The organism is Solwaraspora sp. WMMB335 (assembly GCF_049179075.1).
GTDB lineage: Bacteria > Actinomycetota > Actinomycetes > Mycobacteriales > Micromonosporaceae > Micromonospora_E.
In genome coordinates, this window is record NZ_JBMHMF010000001.1 from 4,391,939 (window position 1) to 4,412,333 (window position 20,395).

Below are 20,395 nucleotides of genomic sequence, written 5' to 3' on the forward strand. Positions count from 1 at the left end.
CCGATCAGACGGTGGTGAGTTCGGGTTGCCGGGCCTGCTCCGCGGCGGCTGATTCTCCGGCCGCCTGCGCCTGCGCCGCCGCCCGCTCCTGGTGCAGATGATCGATGCGCAGCAGTTCCTGGTTCATCGCCTGCGGTGCGATCTGGATGAACTGGTCGTTGTCGGTGAAGACGATGCCCAGTTCCAGCCAACGGTCCAGCAACGCGGCGACGCTCGCCTCCGGTACGGAGATCCGCTTGGCCAGCGAGGCGACGGAGTGTGGCTGGTCCAACTGCCGGAACGCGGCGATCTCGGCCGGCTCGGTCAGCCGCAGCACGTGCCAGTCGAAGTGCCGCCGCTGGCTGACCAGCACGATCTCGGTACCGAGGTCATGGTGGGTGAGCCGACTGCGGGCGTACTCGTGCTGCCACTCGGTGACCGTCCGGTCCAGCCGCTCGGCGAGATCCTCGCCGATGCCCTGCGTCGGGGTGTCGAAGATGTAGGCGAGGTCCATCAGCTCCGATTCCGGCAGATCGTAGATCAGCAGGTACTGGGCGGCCGGGCGCAGGTCGGTGAAGCCCAGGTCGGGCCGGACGAAGTACGGGCTGAACCGCTCGATGGCGATCCGGGTGCTGCCGTCGGCCGGGCAGAGATGGTGCAGTGCCGGCATCTGGTCGATGACCGCCTGGTAGTCCGCGTCGTTCTCGCCCGGGAAGCCGTACAGGTAGTTCCAGGCGATGGTGATCCCACTGGTCTCGGCGTCGCGCAGCATGCGGACGTTGAGGCAGCCGGTCACCCCCTTGTCCATGATCTTGAGCACCCGGCTGCTCAGGTTCTCGATGCCGGGTTGCACGCTGACCAGCCCGGCGTCGGCCAGGGCCTGCACCTGCGGGCCACGCATGTTCGACTTGATCTCGTACTGCAGGCGCAGGTCGTAGTCGGACTCGGCCAGCCGGGGCAGCAGCGACGTCACGTAGCTCATGTCGAGGATGTTGTCGACGACGAACATGTCGAGCACCTGGTGGCGCTCGGCGAGCCCGATGATCTCGTCGTAGAACTTGCCCGGGTGCTTGCTGCGGAACTGCATGAAGGAGCCGTTGAGCCCGCAGAACGTGCAGTGGTGTTTCTCCCCCCACCAGCAGCCCCGGGCGCCCTCGACGACGAGGCGTGGCTCGACCCAGTTGCGGGCCTTCGAGGCGGCCAGTCGCTCGAAGTAGCCGGTGTAGTCCGGGCTGACGATCTCGGCCGGCGGCAGCGGGGTGGTGCTGATCGGGTTGGCGACATGCCGGCCATCCGGTCCCGCCCAGCACAGACCCTCGATCCGGGCGAATTCGTCGGCGCCGGCCGGCTGGCCGCAAGCCTGCTCGCCGGCCAGCACGGTGAGCAACGCGGGAAAGGCGACCTCGCCTTCGCCGCGGACCACGAAGTCCATGAACGAGAAGTTGCGGTGCAGCGCCGCGCCCTGCTCGCCGTCGCAGTTGGCCCCGCCGAACGCGGTACGGATCCGCGGATCGAGCCGCTTGACCGCCTTGGCCGTGGCCAACGCCGCCGTGTTCTGCTGAAACGTCGAGGTGAAGCCGACCACGTCGGGCGCCCGTTCGACGATCCGAGCGGCGAGTTCGTCGACGAACTCCGGCACCATCCGGTGCAGTTTCAGGTTGCGGTCGAGGTCGCGTTCGGACATCTGGCCCTGCACACGTCGGATGAACTCGTCGACCCGCCACTGCGGGTCGTCGTACAGCGCGGAGGAGAAGACCCAGTCGCCGCAGCCGGAGAAGTAGGTGTACAGCGAATAGTAGTAGTAGTCGGTGAGCCCGAAGTCGGTCCGCTCGACCACCCAGTCGACGAAGTCGAGGTTGGCGTGGATCACCTCGACCTGCGCGTCCGGCATCTTCTGGCGGACGCTGTTGGTAAGGATTCCGAGTGCCAGCGACGGCACGTCGATGGACGTCCATGGCATGTTGACCAGCAGGATCCGCACGTCAGCTTTCCCTTCCGCGGGGTCGGGTTGGGTGGGTCAGGGCGGAGGCGTCCGGATGGCGCCGCGGCGCGGCGGGACCGGGCGCCTCCACCCCGTACGGCCGGATCAGAACCTGACCTTGACCGAGACCGTGACCGTGACGTTCGCGCTGCGAAGCTGGTCGCGGTTGCCGTTGATCGGGTCGTTCTCGACAACGTTCTTCCGCATGCCGTTCACCTCCTCTCCGACATCGGGGGTCGTACCGGGCCGCGTGCGGGAAGTGGATCGGTCAGCCGGCCGGGCGCGCCATGGCGAGCGCGACCGCGGTGGCCTCCTCCTGCACGCCGTCGAAATGCCGCTGCATGAACAGCAGCACGGTCTGCATCAGCGCCAGATGGCTACGGGCGTCGAAGTCCTCGTGTCCGGCGCGGCGACGGACCAACTGGTACGGGACCCGCCGGGTGCCGAGCAGGGTGGCGTACCGCTCGACCGGCTCCGGTGGGCAGCGCACGTCGTCCGTGGCGACGGCCAGCAGCACCGGTGCGCGCACCTGGTCGACGTAGCTGATCGGGGACGACTCGGCGTACCGCTGCGGTACCTGGTCCGGGGTGCCGCCGAAGAGCTTCACATCGAGCGCCCGCACCGCCGGGGTGGCCGCCTCGAACGCCGCCGGATAGTCGGCGATCGGGCTGATCGCCACGCCGAGGCGCCACAGCTTCGGCTGCACGCCGAGCGCGAGCAGCGTCAGGTAGCCGCCCCAGGAGGTGCCCCACAACGCGACCCGGCCGGCCTCGATCGTGCCGTCGACGACCAGGTGCTCCCGGACCGCCGCGAGATCCTCCAGCTGGGTCAACCCGACCCCGGCGCCGAAATCGTTGCGCCAGGCCGAGCCGTAGCCGCTGGATCCCCGGTAGTTGACCCGTACCACCGCGCAGCCGGTGCTGACCAGCACCTCGACCAGCGGGTCGTAGGCGTCCCGGGCGTGCTGCGACGGCCCGCCGTGGACGAGGAAGACCGCCGGGTGAGTACGCCGCCCGTCGAGCGGGCTGGCCAACAGGGCGTGAATCGGGCCGCCGGGACCCGGCACCCACAGTTCCCGGCGCTCGCAGTCGTCCACGGTCGCCTGCTCGACCCCGCCGGCAGCCGGCCGGGCGGCCGGTTGTTGCCCGGCCGGTTGCTGCCCGGCCGGTTGCTGCCCGGCGGGGTCGCGATCGGCATCCGGGACCACGCGTTCGGCCTGGTACTCCGGCAGCCGTACGTCGGCGGTGGACCGCAGTTGCGGCGGCGTGAGTGAGTCGGTCCAGATGTAGACGACGTCGCCGTCGGGCCAGACCGCGGCATCGAGCACGCTGCCGGGCACGGTCGAGAGCACCACCCGGCTACGGCGATCGAGATCGACCTCGTGCAGCAGGCTCTGCGCGTACCGGTCGTGGCGGATCAGCACCCGCCGGCCGTCCGGGTACCAGCTCGCGGTGATCTCGGTGTCGAACCGGCACCAGTCGTGCGTCTGCACGCCTACCTCGGCGGTCCAGGTGGCGGGAAAGAAGAGCCCGTCCTGCTCGACGACGAGCAGCAGCCGGGGCTGTGCACCGGTCGGAGCGAAGCCGAGTCCCCACACCCGCCGGTCGGTCCGGCCCGCCACCCGGCCGACGATCGCCCCGTCGGCGTCGACGACGGTCACCGCATCGGTAGCGGCAGCATCGGTGCCGATCGCCGCGAATCGGCCGGTGTGGTCCAGGTCGATCAGGTAGGCGTACCCGGGGATCCGGGCGAGTTCGCGAGCACGTTCGTCCGGATCACGCCGGTGCAGGGTGAGCCCGTCGTCGTCGGCGAGCCCGACCAGGGCGGTGCCGTCGTCGGCCATCGCGATGCCGCCGTGCCGGGCGGCGGCCACCCCGGGCAGCGCCGGATCGGACCACCCAGCCGGATCGGACCGCCCAGCCGGCGCCGGTCCGGACGGGAAATCGCAGGTACGCCAGACCCCCACCCCGGCGAGGTCGTCGTCGAACCACCACACGGTGTCGCCGGCCGGGTCCAACGCCGCCCGGATCGTGCCGGTCGGGCGCGAGGTGATCTGCGAGACCGATCCCGAATGCCGGTCCCAGGCAAGAATCTGGCAGCGGCCGTCGGCGTCACCGACATAGACGACACGGTGGGCGGCGTGCTCGGCCACCACTGGCAACGCCGGGTAGAACAGCCGGTAGCCGTGGCTCATCCGGACACCTCCTGGGCCTCTGGCACGTCTTTGCCGCCTGGCAGGTCTTCTTTGCCGCCCGGCACGTCATCGGTTTCCGGGGCGCCGGTGCCGGCGCGCAGTTGACGCAGGTTGGCGGTGGTGTAGGCGGCCAGCAGGGCGAGCGCCGCAGCGAAGATCAGCGCCACCGCGGTCGGGCTGTACCAAGCGACGAGCAGGCCGGCGATCAGCGGCGCGGGAGTCTGCAGGATCTCTCCGCTGGTGCCCATCACCGTGCCCACCCGCCCCTGCAATTCGTCCGGGGTCAGCGCGATGACCCGAGACTGGAAGATCACCCCGAGCAGCGGGCTGAGTAGGAACACGAGGCCGAACAGCAGCCCGTACGTCCAGGTCTGCCGGGCCTGGGACATGGCCACGACCAGGGCGACCATCGCCCAGGAGGCGACCACGATCACGGTCATCGGGCGAACCTTGCTGAAGATCGCCGGTGCGGCGAGCGCACCGGCCAGACCGCCGACGCTGGCGAGGGTGAGGATCAGACCGATCGACGCCGCCGGTGCGCCCTGCCGACCGGCGGTCAGGATGGCGTAGTAGATGAGGGCCCCGAAGGTGAAGTTGATGCCGGCGGCCCAGATGGTTACGAAGCGCAAGAACGGTTGCTGCCAGACGAAACGTAGACCGTTCCGCAAGTCTGCGAGGAAAGACGTCCGTTCCGTACGCTCCGGGGTGAGGTCGGTGCGGATAGCCGAAAGAAAACAGGCAGCCAAGAGGTAGGAGGTCACATCAACCAGGAACGGCACCCAACGGCCCAGCTGGTATAGGGCACCGCCGATCAGCGGCCCGGCTATTTGTACGGCGTGATTGCGGGCCTCCAGCCGGGAAAGCGCCTTCTTGTCGTCGGCCGGCAAGACCCGACGGATGGATCCGGCACCAGCTGACTCATAGCCGCTCTGGGCGAGCCCTTCGACGAAGGCCGCACCAGCCAGCACGGCGAGGGTGGCCGTGCCCGACGCTACCGCTACCAGTACCACAGCCATCGCGATGGCAGCGATTACTAGGGAGGTGACCATCATCCGCTTGCGCGGTAGCCGGTCGGCGAGTACCCCAGCGGCTGGAGCGGCAATGAGCCTGCCAGCCAGCGCCGACGCCCCGACCAGACCGGCCGCTGCCGGTGAGTTGGTGACCGCCAAGGTCACCAGCGGAAATACGATGCCCGATGTTTGCGAGCCCAGCTGGTCGATCGCTCCGGCAATCCAGTAGAGCCGGAAGTCACGGCTCTTGCGACCCTCTTGGGCGGGCGTACGATCTGCGGCAGATTCAGCGCTCATCGCTTTGACCACATGGATGACATCAATGTCCAGGATCGTTGATTAGGACTGTCTTGGCTAGGCATTACGCACCGTGCTGAAATCCACTGACCGGCCCTCGATAGCCGTGATCAGAGGCTAACAGCACCCCGATCGGTGCGCAAGCATGTAAATACATCCAGTGACCACGGGCGGCTATGCGCGGACCTTTGGTCTAGGCACGGAGGTATCCCCTGAGAATCGACGCTGTACGCAGGGGCAAATATTTGCCACGCGCCTGCCACAAACAACAACTCTGTTGATCTAGGCGACGAAGTAGGCGATGTCCCCGGAACCGGGCATTGACACTGTTGTGCGGACAAGACCGGGATGACGGCTGATGTGGGACTCAGTCCAGTGCCGGCGGGTACGACCTCCTCGGCCTGGCGGACACCCGCAGCATGGCCACTCCCACGACGGGTACTCGTCAGTCATGGTGTCCATCGTTGGCACCGCACACCGACCAGCCCGGGCCCTGCCCTGGGTACGCCAGATCACGCAACGCCGGTCGGGCCAGCCCGCACCGGACGGGACTGCCGACGCCCCGCAGGTGGCGGTGATCGTCGCGTTGGCCGTGCAGCCGCAGTGGCGAGGCAGCAAGATCGGGGCGGAACTCGTACGCCGCTTCGTCGGAGATGCCCGGCGGGCCGGGGCGGCAGAGGCCGAGCTGGTCACCCCGGTCGGGCCGGCCGGAGCGACCGGGTTCTACGAGCGGCTCGGCTGGGAGCCTGGACCGTACTGGCGGACGCGGAACGGCGATAAGCTCCGTGCCTACCGCTGTCGCTGAATCAGCCCGACTGATCTAGATCGTTGTGATCGCCATCCTCGCGAAATTATCGCGTAACGTGGATGGCGCTCACAACGAACGGGTTCTCGGCCTACTTTTGGTGCCTACGGGCCGGGCGCCCCAGCCGGAAACTGGGACCCCCGGCACCACTGGACGTCACGCCGGGGACAGACCCTCAGCGAAGTCGTACAGGCTCTTGATGTCGTTGTCGAAGTACGGCCCGTCGAATTGGCCATTGCCCGGGTTGTCACCGTGGCTCACGACGCTGTTGATGTACCCGTAGCCGGTCTGGTCGTTGTACTCCTGCAGCCAGGGTCCGCCGCTGGAGCCGTAGGTCATGTTGCAGTACATCCGGATCTGCTGACCGCCGGGGTTCCAGGTGCTGCTCTGGCAGTAGTACTGGCTCTCGCCACCGCCCAGGTTGGACGGGTAGCCGAGGGCTGTCGTCGCGACGCCGTAACCCCAGTTCCAGCGCATGCCGTGACCGCCGACCGTGTCGACGACCTTCAGCCCGTACGAGCCGCCGTTGGCCATGATGGCGATGCCCATGTCCTCGGCGTAGCTGCCGCTGTTGATCCACGCGGTGCGGGTGTTGAGGCTGGACGCCACGAACGTGCCGAACGGCCGCGAACCGTTGCGGTAGCGGGGCACGAACTGCCAGTTGCTGTACCACTGACCGCCGGGGCCCTGGTGCACGCAGTGACCTGCGGTCATCACCAGCCGCCGCTTGCCGCTGGCGACGGTGCTGGCCGAGCAGGAGGCGGTGCCGCCGGTGGGGGTGGTGAAGTAGACCTTGCCGACGGCCAGCGACTCGTTCAGCAGGATCCCGACGTCGTCACCGCTGTCGATGCTCGGCTTCACCGGCGCGACCGCGCCCGCCGGTCCGTCCGGGCGCGCGGCCCGGCTCGGCGTCTCGGTGGCCTGTGCCGAGCCGGCGAAGGTCAGGTCGACGGCCGATGCCATCCGCTCCGCCGTCCAGAACTCGGTCACCTCCTTGGCGATCTTCTCGCTGGTGATCGCCCGTCCGTCGCTGGTGCGGGCGACGGTGTACGTGTTGCCGTTGCGCTCGTAGGTCGACGGCGCCGCTTCGGCAGCTGGCGCGCCGGTGACCACCAGCGCGAGTGCCAGGCCGGCCATTGTTGACCAGCGCAGGGTGGACTTCAAGACAACCTCCCTTGTCTCGGTGCCCCATCTGGGCCGGTCGCCAGCGTATTTACACATCTCCATTGATCACAATGGCATTTAAATGACTGATCACCGACACAACCGCCAAGCATCCTTTCACCTGGGCAGATTCAACGTCCCGTTCGCCAGGTTGACCAGATTGTCAGGCGCTTCGACAGATCAACAGGGAAAGTGTGTCGTTTTTATCCGAAGCATCGCGAAATACAGTTGAAATAAACATCTGTCAATGCTGCTTAAAATGTGGCTGGCCCCTGACAGGTTTCGGTCAGCCGGTCGACAGCTCCTGTTCGACATGACTGGAACGGATTCGTTCTGGTCGACCAGCCCGATCCCCGCGACGTAGCCGCGGACCTGGGCCTGCAGCTAGGTCAGCTGCTGCCAGGGCACCGGGTGGGCGTCACGGTACCGCACCCCCTTCATCAGATCCGTTACGACCCGTCCGCGCCGTCCGGCTTGATCGGCTCGGCTGTCACGGCGCAACACCGGACCACTGTCGCGGTGATTGCCGCCCCGGCTGCTAGGCCGGCCGCGAACCATGCCGAGGACGGGAGCTTCCCCGGCCTAGCCGCAGTGCGGTCCTCGACCCCACGATCCTCGCGGCACAGTCCCCCGATCGCACGGTCCCCCATCGCACGGTCCCCCATCGCACGGTCCACAGCGTCGCGGTCGGTGTTGAAGCTCGCCACCAAGTCGACACCGGCCGTCTCGTTGCTACTCACCGCACGTTGAAACATCAGGTTGATCCCGGTCACCAGGACAAGCAGGCTGAACAGGCTCCAGCAGATCCCGAGGATCCGCGTCTGCCAGGACTTCGCCTCGATCCCGTCCGGCGAGAACGGCAACAAGTGGCTGGTCAGCCAGTAGAGCGCGTTGGGCAACGTGTTCGGCCGGTCGGCACAGCCATCCGGGCAGAGTGCCCGTTCTGTCTCGACAATGGCGTCCGCCGACCAGAACAGGCCGAGGGTTGCCACGAAGACGAGCAGCAGCAGGCCGGGAACCATGGAGATCCGCCGGGTCCGAGGATCGGCGAGGCGGGCGTGCTCACCGAACACCACGACGGCCGGTTCACCAGGACCGGCCCGATGTGCGTACGGGTGGTCCGCCAGCGCCTGCTGGGCGGCGGCGGTACTGATCCGCCGGAGGTCGACCAGCACCGCGTCACCGGACGCGACCCGTTCAGCGGCGGCCATCAACGGTCCCGTCTGCCTCCAGTCTGCGACGTGCAGTAACTCGACCGACCAGTGCTGGTCCAACACGCGGTCGATGTGGCGCCGGTGGCCGAACCCCCGGACGAACGCCACCGCCTCGCGAGTCATGTAGACGACCATGAACAGCATGTACACGAGCAGCGCGGCGAGGATAAGCGCCAGCACGGCCGTGACGGACCAGCTCACGTGGCGCAGCGCCGTACTGACGACGGCGGCGGCGGTCAGGGATGCCGCGCTGGCCGTAGCGGCTACCCCCGCCGGCCAGTATTCGACGATCCAACCGGCCAGCCGCCCTGGCCGGTTGGAGATCGGTCCGGCCGGCGGTCGCAGCAGGCAGAACGCATCCGGCGAGCGCCAGATCAGGCGGCCGCCGCGGTCCGCAGCCCAGATCTGCCAGGCCAGCGGCGGGCGCCGCCGGCAGACGCCCGAGATGAATCGCGGCCGGAGCAACAAGCGCACCGCCCGGCTGCGGTCCGCCCGACCGATCGCTCGGGCCGCCGCACGACAATGGACGATTCTCACCCGTCCATTGTCGCTACCGACGACGACCCCTGGCGGTACGCGAGCCGCTTCGGACTAGCATTCTCCTGTACTGGCAAGAATACTTTCACCCCATCCACGAGTCGATGACCGTCGATGGCAGAGAGTGGGCGGCCGTGGCGCGGGGATCTGGCGAGCGGGTACGTCAGCGTCTCGTGCTCGCCGGTGGTGGTGGTGGCCGCCGCTGTTCCGTTGCCGTGCTCCCGGCGGCTGCGATTCAGTCCCAGGTCACCGACCAGATCGACATACCGTTCGGGACCGCAGGGACGTCGACGTACTCATCGATCAGCCCACTTGTGATCCCACTCGAGTCCAGCCCGTCGACCCACGACTCGCAGATCGCCTCATCGGCCGAGGTGCAGATGGCGACTGCCTCGCCGGTCAACTCGTCGGTCTCCAGCGTCTCCGGATGCAACTGCACCCGTACCCAGGCGACGTCGTCACGCTGCTCGATCTCCCGGAACCGCTCCGCGAGCTCGGCCAGCGGCGGTCGACCGTACTCCCACTGGTTGGCGGCGATGGACTCTTCTTCGTCGTTACCGTCGAAGAACTCCGAAACGGTGATCAGCGGCAGAACCTCCGCGTCGCCTGCCCGCCGTACCAGCTCCGCAATCGAAATCACGGTGCGCAGTTTGCCACCCCGGTCCGGTCGAATACAGCCCGGCCAACCGGTCGTACCGCGACGACGGTCACGATGGCAGCCGCACCGGATCGGCGGGTGGCGGTCCTGCGACGGATGCGCCGGTCCGGAGGTGGCGAGTCGGCTGGTCCGAGCCCCCGCCACAATGGCGGCATGGCGCTGCTACTCACCTCGCTGGCCGAGACCCGTCGCGACACCGACACCGGTGCCCGGCCAGCGTCTGCTGCCGCCTTCGGACAAGCCAGCCGGCCGGATGACCTATCGGCAGCGGTGACCGTTGCCGGTCGGTCGCTGTCCCGGGCCCAGCTCGTTGCCGCCGCAGGCGCGGTGGCCGGCGACGTCGCCGGGGCAGAAGCCGTCGCGATCGTCGCCACGGCGACGTTGGAGACCATCGTCGCGGTGACCGGTTGCCTGCTGGCCGGTACACCGGTCGTACCGGTGCCCGCCGATGCCGGGCCAGTCGAACGCGGTCACATCCTGCGCGATTCCGCAGCCGAGCTGGTGCTCGACCCGCACGGTCCATCCGCCCCGGACCGGCCGCAGCTCCCGGTCGTACCGGTTGATCTGGCCCGGCGCGGAGACCCGCCGGCCGGTCCGGAACCCGGCGGCGGGGCCACCGCCCTGATCCTCTACACCAGCGGCACCACCGGGGCGCCAAAGGGCGTACCGGTCACTCACGACGCCATCGCCGCAGACCTGGACGCGCTCGCGCAAGCGTGGGCGTGGACGGCCGACGACACGTTGGTGCACGGACTACCCCTGTTCCACGTGCATGGACTGGTGCTCGGTGTGCTCGGCGCCCTGCGCATCGGCAGCAGGCTGGTACACACCGGCAGGCCGACGCCCGGTGCGTATGCCGCAGCCACCGGCGGCACCCTCTACTTCGGCGTACCGACCGTCTGGTCACGCGTCTGCGCAGACCGGTCTGCGGCCCGGGCACTCCGCGGGGCCAGACTGCTCGTCTCCGGCAGCGCGCCGCTACCCGCATCGGTCTTTCAGGAGCTGACCGACCTGACCGGCCTGCGGCCGGTCGAGCGGTACGGGATGACCGAGACCTTGATCACAGTAAGCAGCCGGGCGGACGGCGAACGCCGTCCGGGATGGGTGGGTACGCCACTGCCGGGCGTCGAGACCCGCATCGTCGATGACGAGGGGCAGGCGCTACGGCCTGACGGCGAGAGCGTCGGCGGGCTACAGGTACGCGGCCCGATGGTGTTCGACGGTTATCTCGGCGCGGCAGGCCGGCGGGACTTCACCGCTGACGGTTGGTTCCGGACCGGGGACGTCGCCACCGTCGGCACCGACGGCTGGCACCGCATCGTGGGGCGCGCCTCCACCGATCTCATCAAGAGCGGTGGCTATCGGATCGGGGCAGGTGAGGTAGAGAACGCGCTACTCGCGCACCCGGCCGTACGTGAGGCGGCCGTGGTCGGCCTGCCCGACCCGGATCTGGGCCAGCGGGTGGTGGCGTTCGTGGTCGCCGAGGGAGTCACACCCGAGCAGTTGATCGACTTTGTCGCCACCCAGCTTTCCGTCCACAAGCGCCCCCGACAGGTCCGTATCGTGGGCCAGCTGCCCCGCAACGCGATGGGCAAGGTGCAGAAGAAGCTCCTGGTCGACTGAGCATCTGCTGAGGTGCCGTGCCGAGCTGGCGGCGATGCCTCGCCCGGGGCCGGCTCGGGGCCGCCCCGCATCAGCCGAACGGCTGATGCGGACAGTTCAATGCCGGCACCATAAGTTTTCTTTATTGCCAGCTCAAGAATTCATCATTTCTCGCCCTGAAGTTGATTCTGCATTGAACCGATCCCTAACGTGAACGTAGGGCCCGAGCAGGCCTCCAGCAGCGTACAAAACGATTGCTGATCCCCGAGCCAAATGCAAGTGACCAGCACGGCGAGCGTTCGGAAGGTAATCACATGGGACGGTCGGCTCACAGACGCGCGACCACATCAGGAGCGGGCGGTCGAGCACGCCGCGCGGTCATCGCAGCAGCCACCCTCGCCGCGTTCGGTGTCCTGATCGCCGTCAGCCAGATATCCAGCGCCGGGACGGACCGCGACCGTCCCGAACAGATCAACGGACTCGACGTACTCGGCAACAGTTGCGAGAACAGCGATCTGCCCGACCACACTGGCTTCCAGGAGGGCGGCCAGTGCGTGTCGACCGCGTTCGGGGAGGTCGGCGACGCCGACCAGAACCCGACACTGCTCATCACCGAGGCACCGGAGTCGGTGGGCGTCGGCGAGCCGTTCCAGTTGCGGGTGAGCACCCGCAACCTGGTCCGGGACCGGTTCCTGCCAGCTGCGCAGGGTGGCTACTACGTCGAGTCGGCCCTCCTCACCCCCGAGGGACTCACCCGTGGACATTTCCACACCGCGTGCCGAATGCTGACCAGCACGACCGAGGCACTTGACCCGGAGCCGGTGCCTGCGTTCTTCGTCGCAACCGAGGATGGTGGTGGTGGGGCCGAGCCGGACATCGTGACCATCCAGGTGTCGGGCCTGCCGCAGGAGGGTATCGCCCAATGCGCGTCGTGGGCTGGTGACGGCTCACACCGGATCCCGATGATGCAGCGGGCCAACCAGACGCCGGCGATCGACGCGGTCCGCATCCAAGTCGGGGGAGCCGGCGACGGCCAGCCGGAGGAGCAGCCCGGAGAGGAGCCAGGTCCTGGCGAGGGTGAAGACGACGACACCCCGGGCGAAGAAGCACCGGGCCAGGAGGACCCGCAAGAAAGCCCGGCCCCGCAAGATCCGCAGGAGGGAGAAGATCCGGCGGAGCAGGATCCCGACGAGGAACAGCCGGAAGAGTCTCCGAGCGAGGAGCCGGCACCGGAAAGTCCGGAAGCCTCCCCGACCGCTCCAGAAGACGACGGCACTCCCGAAGCGCCCGCCGAGCAGGACGAGGACGACCAGGCGCCGACCCCGGCTCCGATCGTGACCGAGCCAACCGAATCCGCGCAGCCGAGTCCGAGCGCTGATCCGATCCCGACCGAGACCGAGACCCCGGACACGGGCGGCCTCAATGCCCCCGCGACGGACAACCTCGCCGACACCGACGACTCGGCGGACGCTGATGCGCCACTGGCGCTCACCGGTGCGAACACGATGAGTGTCCTGTTCGTTGGGCTCGCCCTGATCGCCGGCGGGGTTCTCGTCGTGCATCTCACCCAGCGACGCCGCTATTCAGGCCCGCGTCGCTGACCAGTCAGTCCCTGCTACAGATGGCTGTTGCCCGTCGCCGATCGGCGACGGGCAACAGCCATCTTGACTTGATGTGCAACTCGTCGGTGCTGTCTCACCCGGGTTGGCGAACGCCATCCACAGCCGATGTCACACCGTCACGGTCCAAGAGCCTTGGGTGGAGCCGAGGGGACTTGAACCCCTAACCCCTGCCTTGCAAAGGCAGTGCTCTGCCAGTTGAGCTACGGCCCCGGAGCTAACTCGGCGTCACCTGTCTGGCGGAGGGCGACGCCGGTGCCAGGTCAGCGAAGATCGGGAGAGGTCGTGGCTTCATGCCACAGTGCCCGCTCGTCGCTGGTTTCCTTGACTTTCTTGGCGATCAATGCGGCTACCCCGATGACACCGGCAATGATCAGGAGTTTCTTGACCATGGGGCCGGACCCCCTCACCCTAGACTGTCGTGGAGTGGGGCTAGCTGGAATCGAACCAGCGACCTCAGAGTTATCAGCTCTGCGCTCTAACCGACTGAGCTATAGCCCCGTACGCGACGAGCAAGGTTACCGCACCGCAGTGTCCCGCCCAAATCTGGGCGAGGCAGCGGTCCACCGGGCAAACCGTGGCGACCCACGGAGGTTACCGGATCGTGGACGGTCGGGGCCATCGGGTATCGACGGCCCGGCCGCGTCCGCGTCGGCTTGCCTCGACGATGGTCGTCAGTCCCGCTCGGCGAGCGTCAGTTCGACACCGCCGACCAGGTCGGCGCACACGTTGTAGATGAATGCGCTCAGCGTCGCCAGCGCCGTGTAGAGCACCACGTTGACCAGTCCGAACAGGGCCGCCGTGCCGATCACCCCACGCGCGGTGATCCGGAACGACGGTCCATCGGCGCCGGCGCTGATCAGGTCGCTCAGACTGGCGTTGACGCTCTGGAACACGCCCATCGCGTCCAGCGCCAGGTAGAGCACGGACGTCGCAACGATCACCACGATGAACAGCACCAGGGAGACCGCGAACGAGAACTTCATCACCGACCATGGGTCGATCCGCTTGAGATTCAGCCGGGCTCGTCGTGGTCCGCGGGACGCCGCCGAGCTGACGCCAGGTCGGGAAGTTCGGGCCCCGTCGCCGACCCGGGCCGCGCCCACCGCGGCGGCACCCGCGGCGCCGACCCCGATCGTCCGTACGGTCGGTGCGCCGAGGCCACCACGGCCGGTGGCTCCGGGCTGGGCCGGGCCAAGACCGCTACCCGGTCGGGAACCGACACCGACACCGCTGGCCGCCGTCGCCCCGAGGGCTCCACCGGAGAAGCCGCTTCCAGAGCTGGCCGGTGGAGCCGATGGAACTGGTGGTGCTGAGGTCACGGGCGGGACCGGCCTTCCTGACGAGGCGGCAGCGCCGCCAGCTGAGGATCCGGCGGGCCCACCGGGGCGGGTCGCGGAATCGGTGGAACCGTCAGCACCGGCCGCGTCGTCCGACGGGCCGTCCGGCGGTGGCGGCATCCCGGGGGCCCGGGTGAACTTCCGCGACGGCGAGTCAGCGGGGACGCTCGCCCGGCCGACAGCAGCCCGGCCGGTGGCCGTTGCTGCGGCGGCGGACTCCTCGTCGGCCGACGTTGCCGAGGCCTCCGTGGACCCCGACTTCGCCTGGGTCTCGGTCATCAACTAGTCCTGTTCGTCAGGCTCGTCGGCATTGCGAGCAATGGCCACGATAGTTACGCCGTCTGGGAGGTCCATGAGCTTGACCCCCATTGTGTTCCGATCCCTCGTACGTCGTACAGGCTTCACCGGAGTCCGGATCACGCCACCGTTGCTCGTGATCGCGAACAGTTCGTCGACCGGACTGATGACCACCGCACCGACCAGGCCACCCCGGCGCTCGGTGATTTTCGCAGTGAGCACGCCCTTGCCTCCCCGGCCCTGGACCGGATACTCCTCGATCGGAGTCCGCTTCGCGTACCCCCCGTTGGTGGCCACCAAAACATCCAGGTCCATACCCTCCCGGACGACCGCCATGGCCAGCAGCTCGTCGGTGTCGGTGAACCGCATGCCGATCACCCCGGACGTTGCCCGCCCCATCGGCCGCAGTGCCTCGTCCGTCGCGTTGAACCGGATGGCCTGGGCGTTCTTCGACACCAGCAACAGGTCGTCGGTGGCCGAGGCGAGCGCCGCACCGACCAACTCGTCCGCGTCGCGCAGGTTGATACCGATGATGCCGCCCGACCGGTTGGAGTCGAACTCTTCCAGTTTGGTCTTTTTGACCAGGCCATTACGGGTCGCCAGCACCAGGTAGGGAGCTACCTGGTAGTTCGGGATCCGGATCACCTGGGCGATGTGTTCGTCCGGCTGGAACGCGAGCAGGTTCGCGACGTGTTGACCACGAGCGGTACGCGACGCTTCGGGTAGTTCGTACGCCTTGGCCCGATATACCCGACCTTTGTTGGTGAAGAACAGCATCCAGTCATGGGTGGATGCGATGAAGAAGTGGCTGACGATGTCATCCTGGCGCAGCGTCGCCCCACTGACACCCTTGCCGCCGCGCCGCTGCGAACGGTAGAGGTCGACCTTGGTCCGCTTGGCGTACCCGGTGCGGGTGATGGTGACCACGACGTCCTCGCGGGCGATGAGATCCTCCATCGAGACCTCGCCGTCGAACGGCATGATCTTGGTCCGACGCTCGTCGCCCCACTTGGCAACGATCTCGCCCAGCTCCTCGGAGACGATTCGCCGCTGCCGTTCCGGCTTGGCCAGGATGTCCTTCAGGTCGATGATCTCCAGCTCGATCTTGGCGAGCTCGTCGATGATCTTCTGACGCTCCAGCGCGGCCAGTCGGCGCAGCTGCATGTCCAGGATCGCGGTGGCCTGGATCTCGTCGACGTCGAGCAACTGCATCAGGCCCTGGCGGGAGTCCTCCACCGTCGGGGAGCGTCGGATCAGGGCGATCACCTCGTCGAGCATGTCCAGCGCCTTGACCAGGCCGCGCAGGATGTGCGCGCGTTCCTCGGCCTTGCGCAACCGGTACGCGGTCCGCCGCCGGATCACGTCGATCTGGTGCTCGACGTAGTAGCGGATGAACTGCGCCAGGTTGAGTGTGCGCGGCACCCCGTCGACCAGCGCCAGCATGTTGGCGCCGAAGGTCTCCTGCAGCTGGGTGTGCTTGTAGAGGTTGTTCAGCACCACCTTGGCGACCGCGTCGCGCTTGAGCACGAGCACCAGCCGCATGCCGGTACGTCCGGAGGACTCGTCGCGGATGTCGGCGATCCCGGCGAGCTTGCCCTCCTTGATCAGCTCGGCGACCCGTTCGGCGAGGTTGTCCGGGTTGACCTGGTACGGCAACTCGGTGACGACGAGCGAGGTCCGACCCTTCTTGTCCTCTTCGACCTCGACCACCGCCCGCATCCGGATCGAGCCGCGCCCGGTGCGGTACGCCTCCAGGATCGGGGTGGTGCCGACGATCAGTCCGGCGGTCGGGAAGTCCGGCCCCTTGACGATCTCGATCAGCGCGTCGAGGGTGGTGGCCTCGTCGGTGTCCGGATGCTCCAGGCACCACTGCACCGCGCCGGCGATCTCCCGCAGGTTGTGCGGAGGGATCTTGGTCGCCATCCCGACCGCGATGCCCTCGGACCCGTTGATCAGCAGGTTGGGGATCCGCGCCGGCAGGATCACCGGCTCCTTGGCCCGGCCGTCGTAGTTGTCCTGGAAGTCGACGGTGTCCTCGTCGATGTCCCGCAGCATCTCCATGGCCAGCGGGTCGAGCTTGCACTCGGTGTAGCGCATCGCGGCAGCCGGGTCGTTGCCCGGGGAGCCGAAGTTGCCGTTTCCGTCGACCAACGGGTAGCGCAGCGACCAGGGCTGGGCCATCCGGACCAACGCGTCGTAGATGGCCGAGTCGCCGTGCGGGTGGAACTGACCCATCACGTCGCCGACGACCCGGGAGCACTTGACGTAGCCCCGGTCCGGCCGGTAGCCCGAGTCGAACATGGCGTAGAGGATCTTGCGGTGTACGGGCTTGAGGCCGTCCCGCACGTCCGGCAGCGCCCGCCCGACGATCACGCTCATCGCGTAGTCGAGGTACGAGCGTTGCATCTCCACTTCTAGCCCGACCGGCTCGATGCGGTCGTGGCGGGCAACCGCCGCTGCGGCCGCTGCGCTGTCCGACTCGCTGTCGAAGGACTCGGGAGTATCCGTCACAGTTAACCCTTATCAGAGTGAAACCGTCATATCGCTGTGGATAACGGCTGTGGAATCTGGCGAAGCTGTGGATAACTCGATCGGAGCGACCCAGGTTACGGGCCACGACCCGATCGTGATCGCTAGATGTCCAGGAACCGTACGTCCTTGGCGTTGCGTTGGATGAACGAGCGCCGCGCCTCGACGTCCTCACCCATCAGGACGCTGAACAACTCGTCCGCGGTTGCGGCGTCGTCGAGGGTCACCTGGCGGAGCGTACGCGTTGCCGGGTTCATCGTGGTCTCCCACAACTCGGGGTAATTCATCTCACCCAGACCTTTGAACCGCTGGATGTCGTCCGGCTTGGCGTTGGGCTTCTTCTGCTGGCGCAGCGCGATCAACCCGTCACGTTCACGGTCGGAGTAGGCGTACTGCGCGTCGTCGCCCTTCCGGTTCCACTTGATCTTGTACAGCGGAGGGGCGGCCAGGTAGACGTGGCCCAGTTCCACCAGCGGACGCATGAACCGGAACAGCAGGGTCAGCAGCAGGGTCTGGATGTGCTGGCCGTCCACGTCCGCGTCGGCCATCAGCACGATCTTGTGGTAGCGCAGCTTCTCGATGTCGAAGTCGTCGTGGATGCCGGTACCCAGCGCGGTGATCAGCGCCTGGACCTCGTTGTTCTTCAGCACCCGGTCGATCCGGGCCTTCTCGACGTTGAGGATCTTGCCCCGGATCGGCAGGATCGCCTGGGTCCGCGGATCACGCCCCTGCTTGGCCGAACCGCCGGCCGAGTCGCCCTCGACGATGAAGACCTCCGACTCACGCGGGTCGGTGGACTGGCAGTCGGCCAGCTTGCCGGGCATCGAGCCGGACTCCAGCAGCGACTTGCGCCGGGCCAGCTTGCGGGCCTGCTGGGCGGCGATCCGGGCGCGGGCGGCCTGGGTGGCCTTCGTGATGATCATCTTGCCTTCGGCCGGGTTGCGGTCCAGCCAGTCGACCAGCCACTCGTTGCAGACCCGCTGCACGAAGCTCTTCACCGGGGTGTTGCCCAGCTTGGTCTTGGTCTGCCCCTCGAACTGCGGGTTGGCCAGCTTGACCGAGATGATCGCGGCCAGCCCTTCCCGGATGTCCTCACCGGAGAGCTTCTCGTCGCCCTTGAGCAGCTTCTTGTCGGTGGCGTACTTGTTGACCACGCTGGTCAACGCCGCCCGGAAGCCCTCCTCGTGGGTGCCGCCCTCGTGCGTGTTGATGGTGTTGGCGAAGGTGTAGACCGACTCTCCGTAGGATTCGTTCCACTGCATGGCGATCTCGACCGACATGCCCTCTTCCTCAGCGCCGAACTCGACGACGCTTTTGTGAATCGGATTCTTCGAAGCATTCAGGTGTCGGACAAAATCTGAAATGCCGCCTTTGTAGCAAAAAGTAACCTCGCGGGCCTTGCCGTCCTCGCCGGCCGCCCGCTCGTCGCGGAGCTGGATGGTCAGACCCCGGTTGAGGAAGGCCATCTCCTGCAGCCGGCGGTAGATCGTCTCGAACGCGAACTCGACCGTCTCGAAGATCGACGGGTCGGGCCAAAAGGCGACCGCCGACCCGGACCGGTTGGTCGTCTCGCCCTTGTCCAACGGCGTGGGCTTGGAGTTGGTGTACTGCTGCCGCCAGACGTACCCGTCCTTGTGGATCTCCACTTCCATCCGCATGGACAGGGCGTTGACCACCGAGACGCCGACCCCGTGCAGACCACCGGAGACCGCGTACGCCTTGCCGTCGAACTTGCCACCGGCGTGCAGCACGGTCAGCGCGACCTCGACACCCGGCTTCTTGAGCTTGGGGTGCAGGTCGACAGGGAATCCGCGACCGTTGTCGGTGACCCGCACGCCGCCGTCGCCGAGCAGCACCACCTCGATGGTGTCGCAGTAGCCGGCCAGCGCCTCGTCGACCGCGTTGTCCACGACCTCCCAGACCAGGTGGTGCAGGCCGCGCTCACCGGTGGAACCGATGTACATGCCCGGACGCTTGCGGACCGCTTCCAGGCCCTCCAGCACGGTGATCGACTCGGCGCCGTACTCCTGCTTCTTCTGCGCTGCCACCCTCAGCCACTTTCTCGCGCACCTGGCCGTGCGGCGCAGGACGCGGGGTTCGGCGGACGTCCAGCGGTGAGCGCGCAACGGCACCATGGCCGACAACCCGATTCCGGGTGGATCGCCGACGGGTGGCGAAACGCGCCGATCGCCGCGGTGCGTCCACGGATCACGAACGGCTGGAAACCGTGCACTACGGCGATCGCGACCGACGGCGGCCATCGGCTGATGACCCCAGCGGTCCAGATCGTCGCACCGCGCGGTTTCCCTCGTCTCTGCCTACGATCCTACTGTGCCGAGCCGAGATCACAGGGACGCGGCACCCCCGTAAAGCGGCTGAGAGGTTCGTAGCCGGCCGCACCCCACCCACCGCGACCACCCCCACACGCGCGAGGTGTGGACACGGAGACGGGTACGGGTCGACGGGGCACCTTGAGGTGAGACGTCAGCCCGGTTGCCGCTACAGTGCCGCTACCGCTCAGGCGCGCCGGGCAGCGGCACAGGTGCACTCCCGATACGCGCCACCGGCTGGAGAAGGGTGACGCTTGCCATGGGGTTGGACAACGTCGCGGTGCAGTGGCCACGGCTCGGCGAGTACTACGAGCCAGTCGCACCGGCCGAGTTCGTCGACTTCGGTGACCTGGCCGAGCAGGCCGACGTCGCGGCACCGACCGCCGCGCTCGCCGGATACATCGCCAAGACCGGCAGCGTGCGGGCGACGGCGTACACCGAACTGGTCGATCTGCTGCTGGGCCTGACCGGGGTGCTCTACGCCACCGAGGCGGCCGAGGAAGACGAGGATCCGGTCATCGACCCGGACGGCTGTGCCTGGATCGCCGGTGGGCTGGAGCGTTTCGTCGACGGTCACGACCGGTACGGCGAGACCGTCACCTTCGACACGGTGGCCGCCGTGTTGCGTGACGCCCTCACCGATGCCCGTCTGGCCGAGCAGCAACTGCGCTGGCTGGACAGCAGACTCGACGCGCTTCGCGACGACGCCGGCGACGCCCCGCAGTGGAGTTTCCCCCGATCGGAACTCGCCGTGTTGTCCCGCTTCTACCGCCGGTGCGCCGACCGCGGGTTCGCGGTCTACGCCGACGCCGAGTCCTGACCGCGCCTCGACGCCCGTC

The 20,395-nt window shown here is 67.7% G+C and carries 14 protein-coding genes and 2 tRNA genes; 4 read left to right on the forward strand and 12 right to left on the reverse strand.

Going from position 1 to position 20,395, the window contains the following annotated elements; all coding sequences use genetic code 11:
- Positions 1–4 precede the first annotated feature (4 nt).
- From ACN27F_RS18965 to ACN27F_RS18975, 3 genes are all read right to left on the reverse strand, one after another.
- On the reverse strand, positions 5–1,960 hold the full coding sequence (locus ACN27F_RS18965) for a RiPP maturation radical SAM C-methyltransferase (RefSeq protein WP_421435191.1): 1,956 nt from the start codon (positions 1,958–1,960) through the stop codon (positions 5–7).
- A 268-nt stretch (positions 1,961–2,228) separates the two neighbouring features.
- Complete coding sequence (locus ACN27F_RS18970) at positions 2,229–4,154, reverse strand: alpha/beta hydrolase family protein (RefSeq protein WP_421435193.1); 1,926 nt, start codon at positions 4,152–4,154, stop codon at positions 2,229–2,231.
- Entirely contained in the window at positions 4,151–5,461 is a 1,311-nt protein-coding gene (locus ACN27F_RS18975) for an MFS transporter (RefSeq protein ID WP_421435195.1), read from the reverse strand. The genes ACN27F_RS18970 and ACN27F_RS18975 overlap by 4 nt, the downstream gene beginning before the upstream one ends.
- 451 nt (positions 5,462–5,912) lie before the next feature.
- Here ACN27F_RS18975 and ACN27F_RS18980 point away from each other — a divergent pair, with 451 nt between their 5' ends.
- A complete protein-coding gene (locus ACN27F_RS18980) occupies positions 5,913–6,266 on the forward strand; it encodes a GNAT family N-acetyltransferase (RefSeq protein ID WP_421435198.1) in 354 nt (117 codons plus the stop codon).
- Between the two features lie 156 nt (positions 6,267–6,422).
- Here ACN27F_RS18980 and ACN27F_RS18985 read toward each other — a convergent pair whose 3' ends face one another.
- From ACN27F_RS18985 to ACN27F_RS18995, 3 genes are all read right to left on the reverse strand, one after another.
- Positions 6,423–7,403, reverse strand: coding sequence for a trypsin-like serine peptidase (locus ACN27F_RS18985; RefSeq protein ID WP_421440309.1), 981 nt, complete (start codon positions 7,401–7,403; stop codon positions 6,423–6,425).
- A 476-nt stretch (positions 7,404–7,879) separates the two neighbouring features.
- Positions 7,880–9,181: a hypothetical protein gene (locus tag ACN27F_RS18990; protein WP_421435200.1), complete on the reverse strand. Its 1,302-nt coding sequence runs from the start codon at positions 9,179–9,181 to the stop codon at positions 7,880–7,882.
- Positions 9,182–9,416: 235 nt separating this feature from the next.
- Positions 9,417–9,821 carry a hypothetical protein gene (locus ACN27F_RS18995; protein WP_421435203.1) on the reverse strand — a complete coding sequence of 135 codons (405 nt, stop codon included), beginning with the start codon at positions 9,819–9,821 and terminating at the stop codon, positions 9,417–9,419.
- A gap of 171 nt (positions 9,822–9,992) precedes the next feature.
- Between ACN27F_RS18995 and ACN27F_RS19000 the strand changes: the two genes are divergently transcribed.
- Complete coding sequence (locus ACN27F_RS19000; protein ID WP_421435205.1) at positions 9,993–11,462, forward strand: acyl-CoA synthetase; 1,470 nt, start codon at positions 9,993–9,995, stop codon at positions 11,460–11,462.
- Positions 11,463–11,755: 293 nt separating this feature from the next.
- A complete protein-coding gene (locus tag ACN27F_RS19005) occupies positions 11,756–13,042 on the forward strand; it encodes a hypothetical protein (RefSeq protein ID WP_421435206.1) in 1,287 nt (428 codons plus the stop codon).
- A gap of 158 nt (positions 13,043–13,200) precedes the next feature.
- On the opposite strand, the gene ACN27F_RS19010 is transcribed toward ACN27F_RS19005, so the two are convergent.
- From ACN27F_RS19010 to gyrB, 6 genes are all read right to left on the reverse strand, one after another.
- Positions 13,201–13,273: transfer RNA gene (locus ACN27F_RS19010), tRNA-Ala, on the reverse strand.
- Positions 13,274–13,323: 50 nt separating this feature from the next.
- Positions 13,324–13,452: a DLW-39 family protein gene (locus ACN27F_RS19015; RefSeq protein ID WP_421435209.1), complete on the reverse strand. Its 129-nt coding sequence runs from the start codon at positions 13,450–13,452 to the stop codon at positions 13,324–13,326.
- Positions 13,453–13,487: 35 nt separating this feature from the next.
- Positions 13,488–13,561 (reverse strand) — tRNA-Ile (locus ACN27F_RS19020).
- A gap of 173 nt (positions 13,562–13,734) precedes the next feature.
- Positions 13,735–14,679 carry a DUF3566 domain-containing protein gene (locus tag ACN27F_RS19025; protein ID WP_421435211.1) on the reverse strand — a complete coding sequence of 315 codons (945 nt, stop codon included), beginning with the start codon at positions 14,677–14,679 and terminating at the stop codon, positions 13,735–13,737.
- A gap of 3 nt (positions 14,680–14,682) precedes the next feature.
- Positions 14,683–17,208, reverse strand: coding sequence for a DNA gyrase subunit A (gene gyrA, locus ACN27F_RS19030; RefSeq protein ID WP_421435212.1), 2,526 nt, complete (start codon positions 17,206–17,208; stop codon positions 14,683–14,685).
- A 122-nt stretch (positions 17,209–17,330) separates the two neighbouring features.
- Positions 17,331–19,274, reverse strand: a complete 1,944-nt coding sequence (gene gyrB / locus ACN27F_RS19035) for a DNA topoisomerase (ATP-hydrolyzing) subunit B (protein WP_421435214.1) — start codon at positions 19,272–19,274, stop codon at positions 17,331–17,333.
- Between the two features lie 541 nt (positions 19,275–19,815).
- Between gyrB and ACN27F_RS19040 the strand changes: the two genes are divergently transcribed.
- On the forward strand, positions 19,816–20,376 hold the full coding sequence (locus ACN27F_RS19040; protein ID WP_421440310.1) for a hypothetical protein: 561 nt from the start codon (positions 19,816–19,818) through the stop codon (positions 20,374–20,376).
- Positions 20,377–20,395: the final 19 nt, after the last annotated feature.

What these genes read in the sequence shown, in the direction of transcription:
- ACN27F_RS18970 (WP_421435193.1), bottom strand. Translation starts at nt 4,154, where the DNA reads ATGAGCCACGGCTACCGGCTGTTCTACCCGGCGTTGCCAGTGGTGGCC.
- ACN27F_RS18975 (WP_421435195.1), bottom strand. Translation starts at nt 5,461, where the DNA reads ATGAGCGCTGAATCTGCCGCAGATCGTACGCCCGCCCAAGAGGGTCGC.
- ACN27F_RS18980 (WP_421435198.1), top strand. Translation starts at nt 5,913, where the DNA reads ATGGTGTCCATCGTTGGCACCGCACACCGACCAGCCCGGGCCCTGCCC.
- ACN27F_RS18985 (WP_421440309.1), bottom strand. Translation starts at nt 7,403, where the DNA reads ATGGCCGGCCTGGCACTCGCGCTGGTGGTCACCGGCGCGCCAGCTGCC.
- ACN27F_RS19000 (WP_421435205.1), top strand. Translation starts at nt 9,993, where the DNA reads ATGGCGCTGCTACTCACCTCGCTGGCCGAGACCCGTCGCGACACCGAC.
- ACN27F_RS19005 (WP_421435206.1), top strand. Translation starts at nt 11,756, where the DNA reads ATGGGACGGTCGGCTCACAGACGCGCGACCACATCAGGAGCGGGCGGT.
- ACN27F_RS19015 (WP_421435209.1), bottom strand. Translation starts at nt 13,452, where the DNA reads ATGGTCAAGAAACTCCTGATCATTGCCGGTGTCATCGGGGTAGCCGCA.
- ACN27F_RS19025 (WP_421435211.1), bottom strand. Translation starts at nt 14,679, where the DNA reads ATGACCGAGACCCAGGCGAAGTCGGGGTCCACGGAGGCCTCGGCAACG.
- ACN27F_RS19040 (WP_421440310.1), top strand. Translation starts at nt 19,816, where the DNA reads ATGGGGTTGGACAACGTCGCGGTGCAGTGGCCACGGCTCGGCGAGTAC.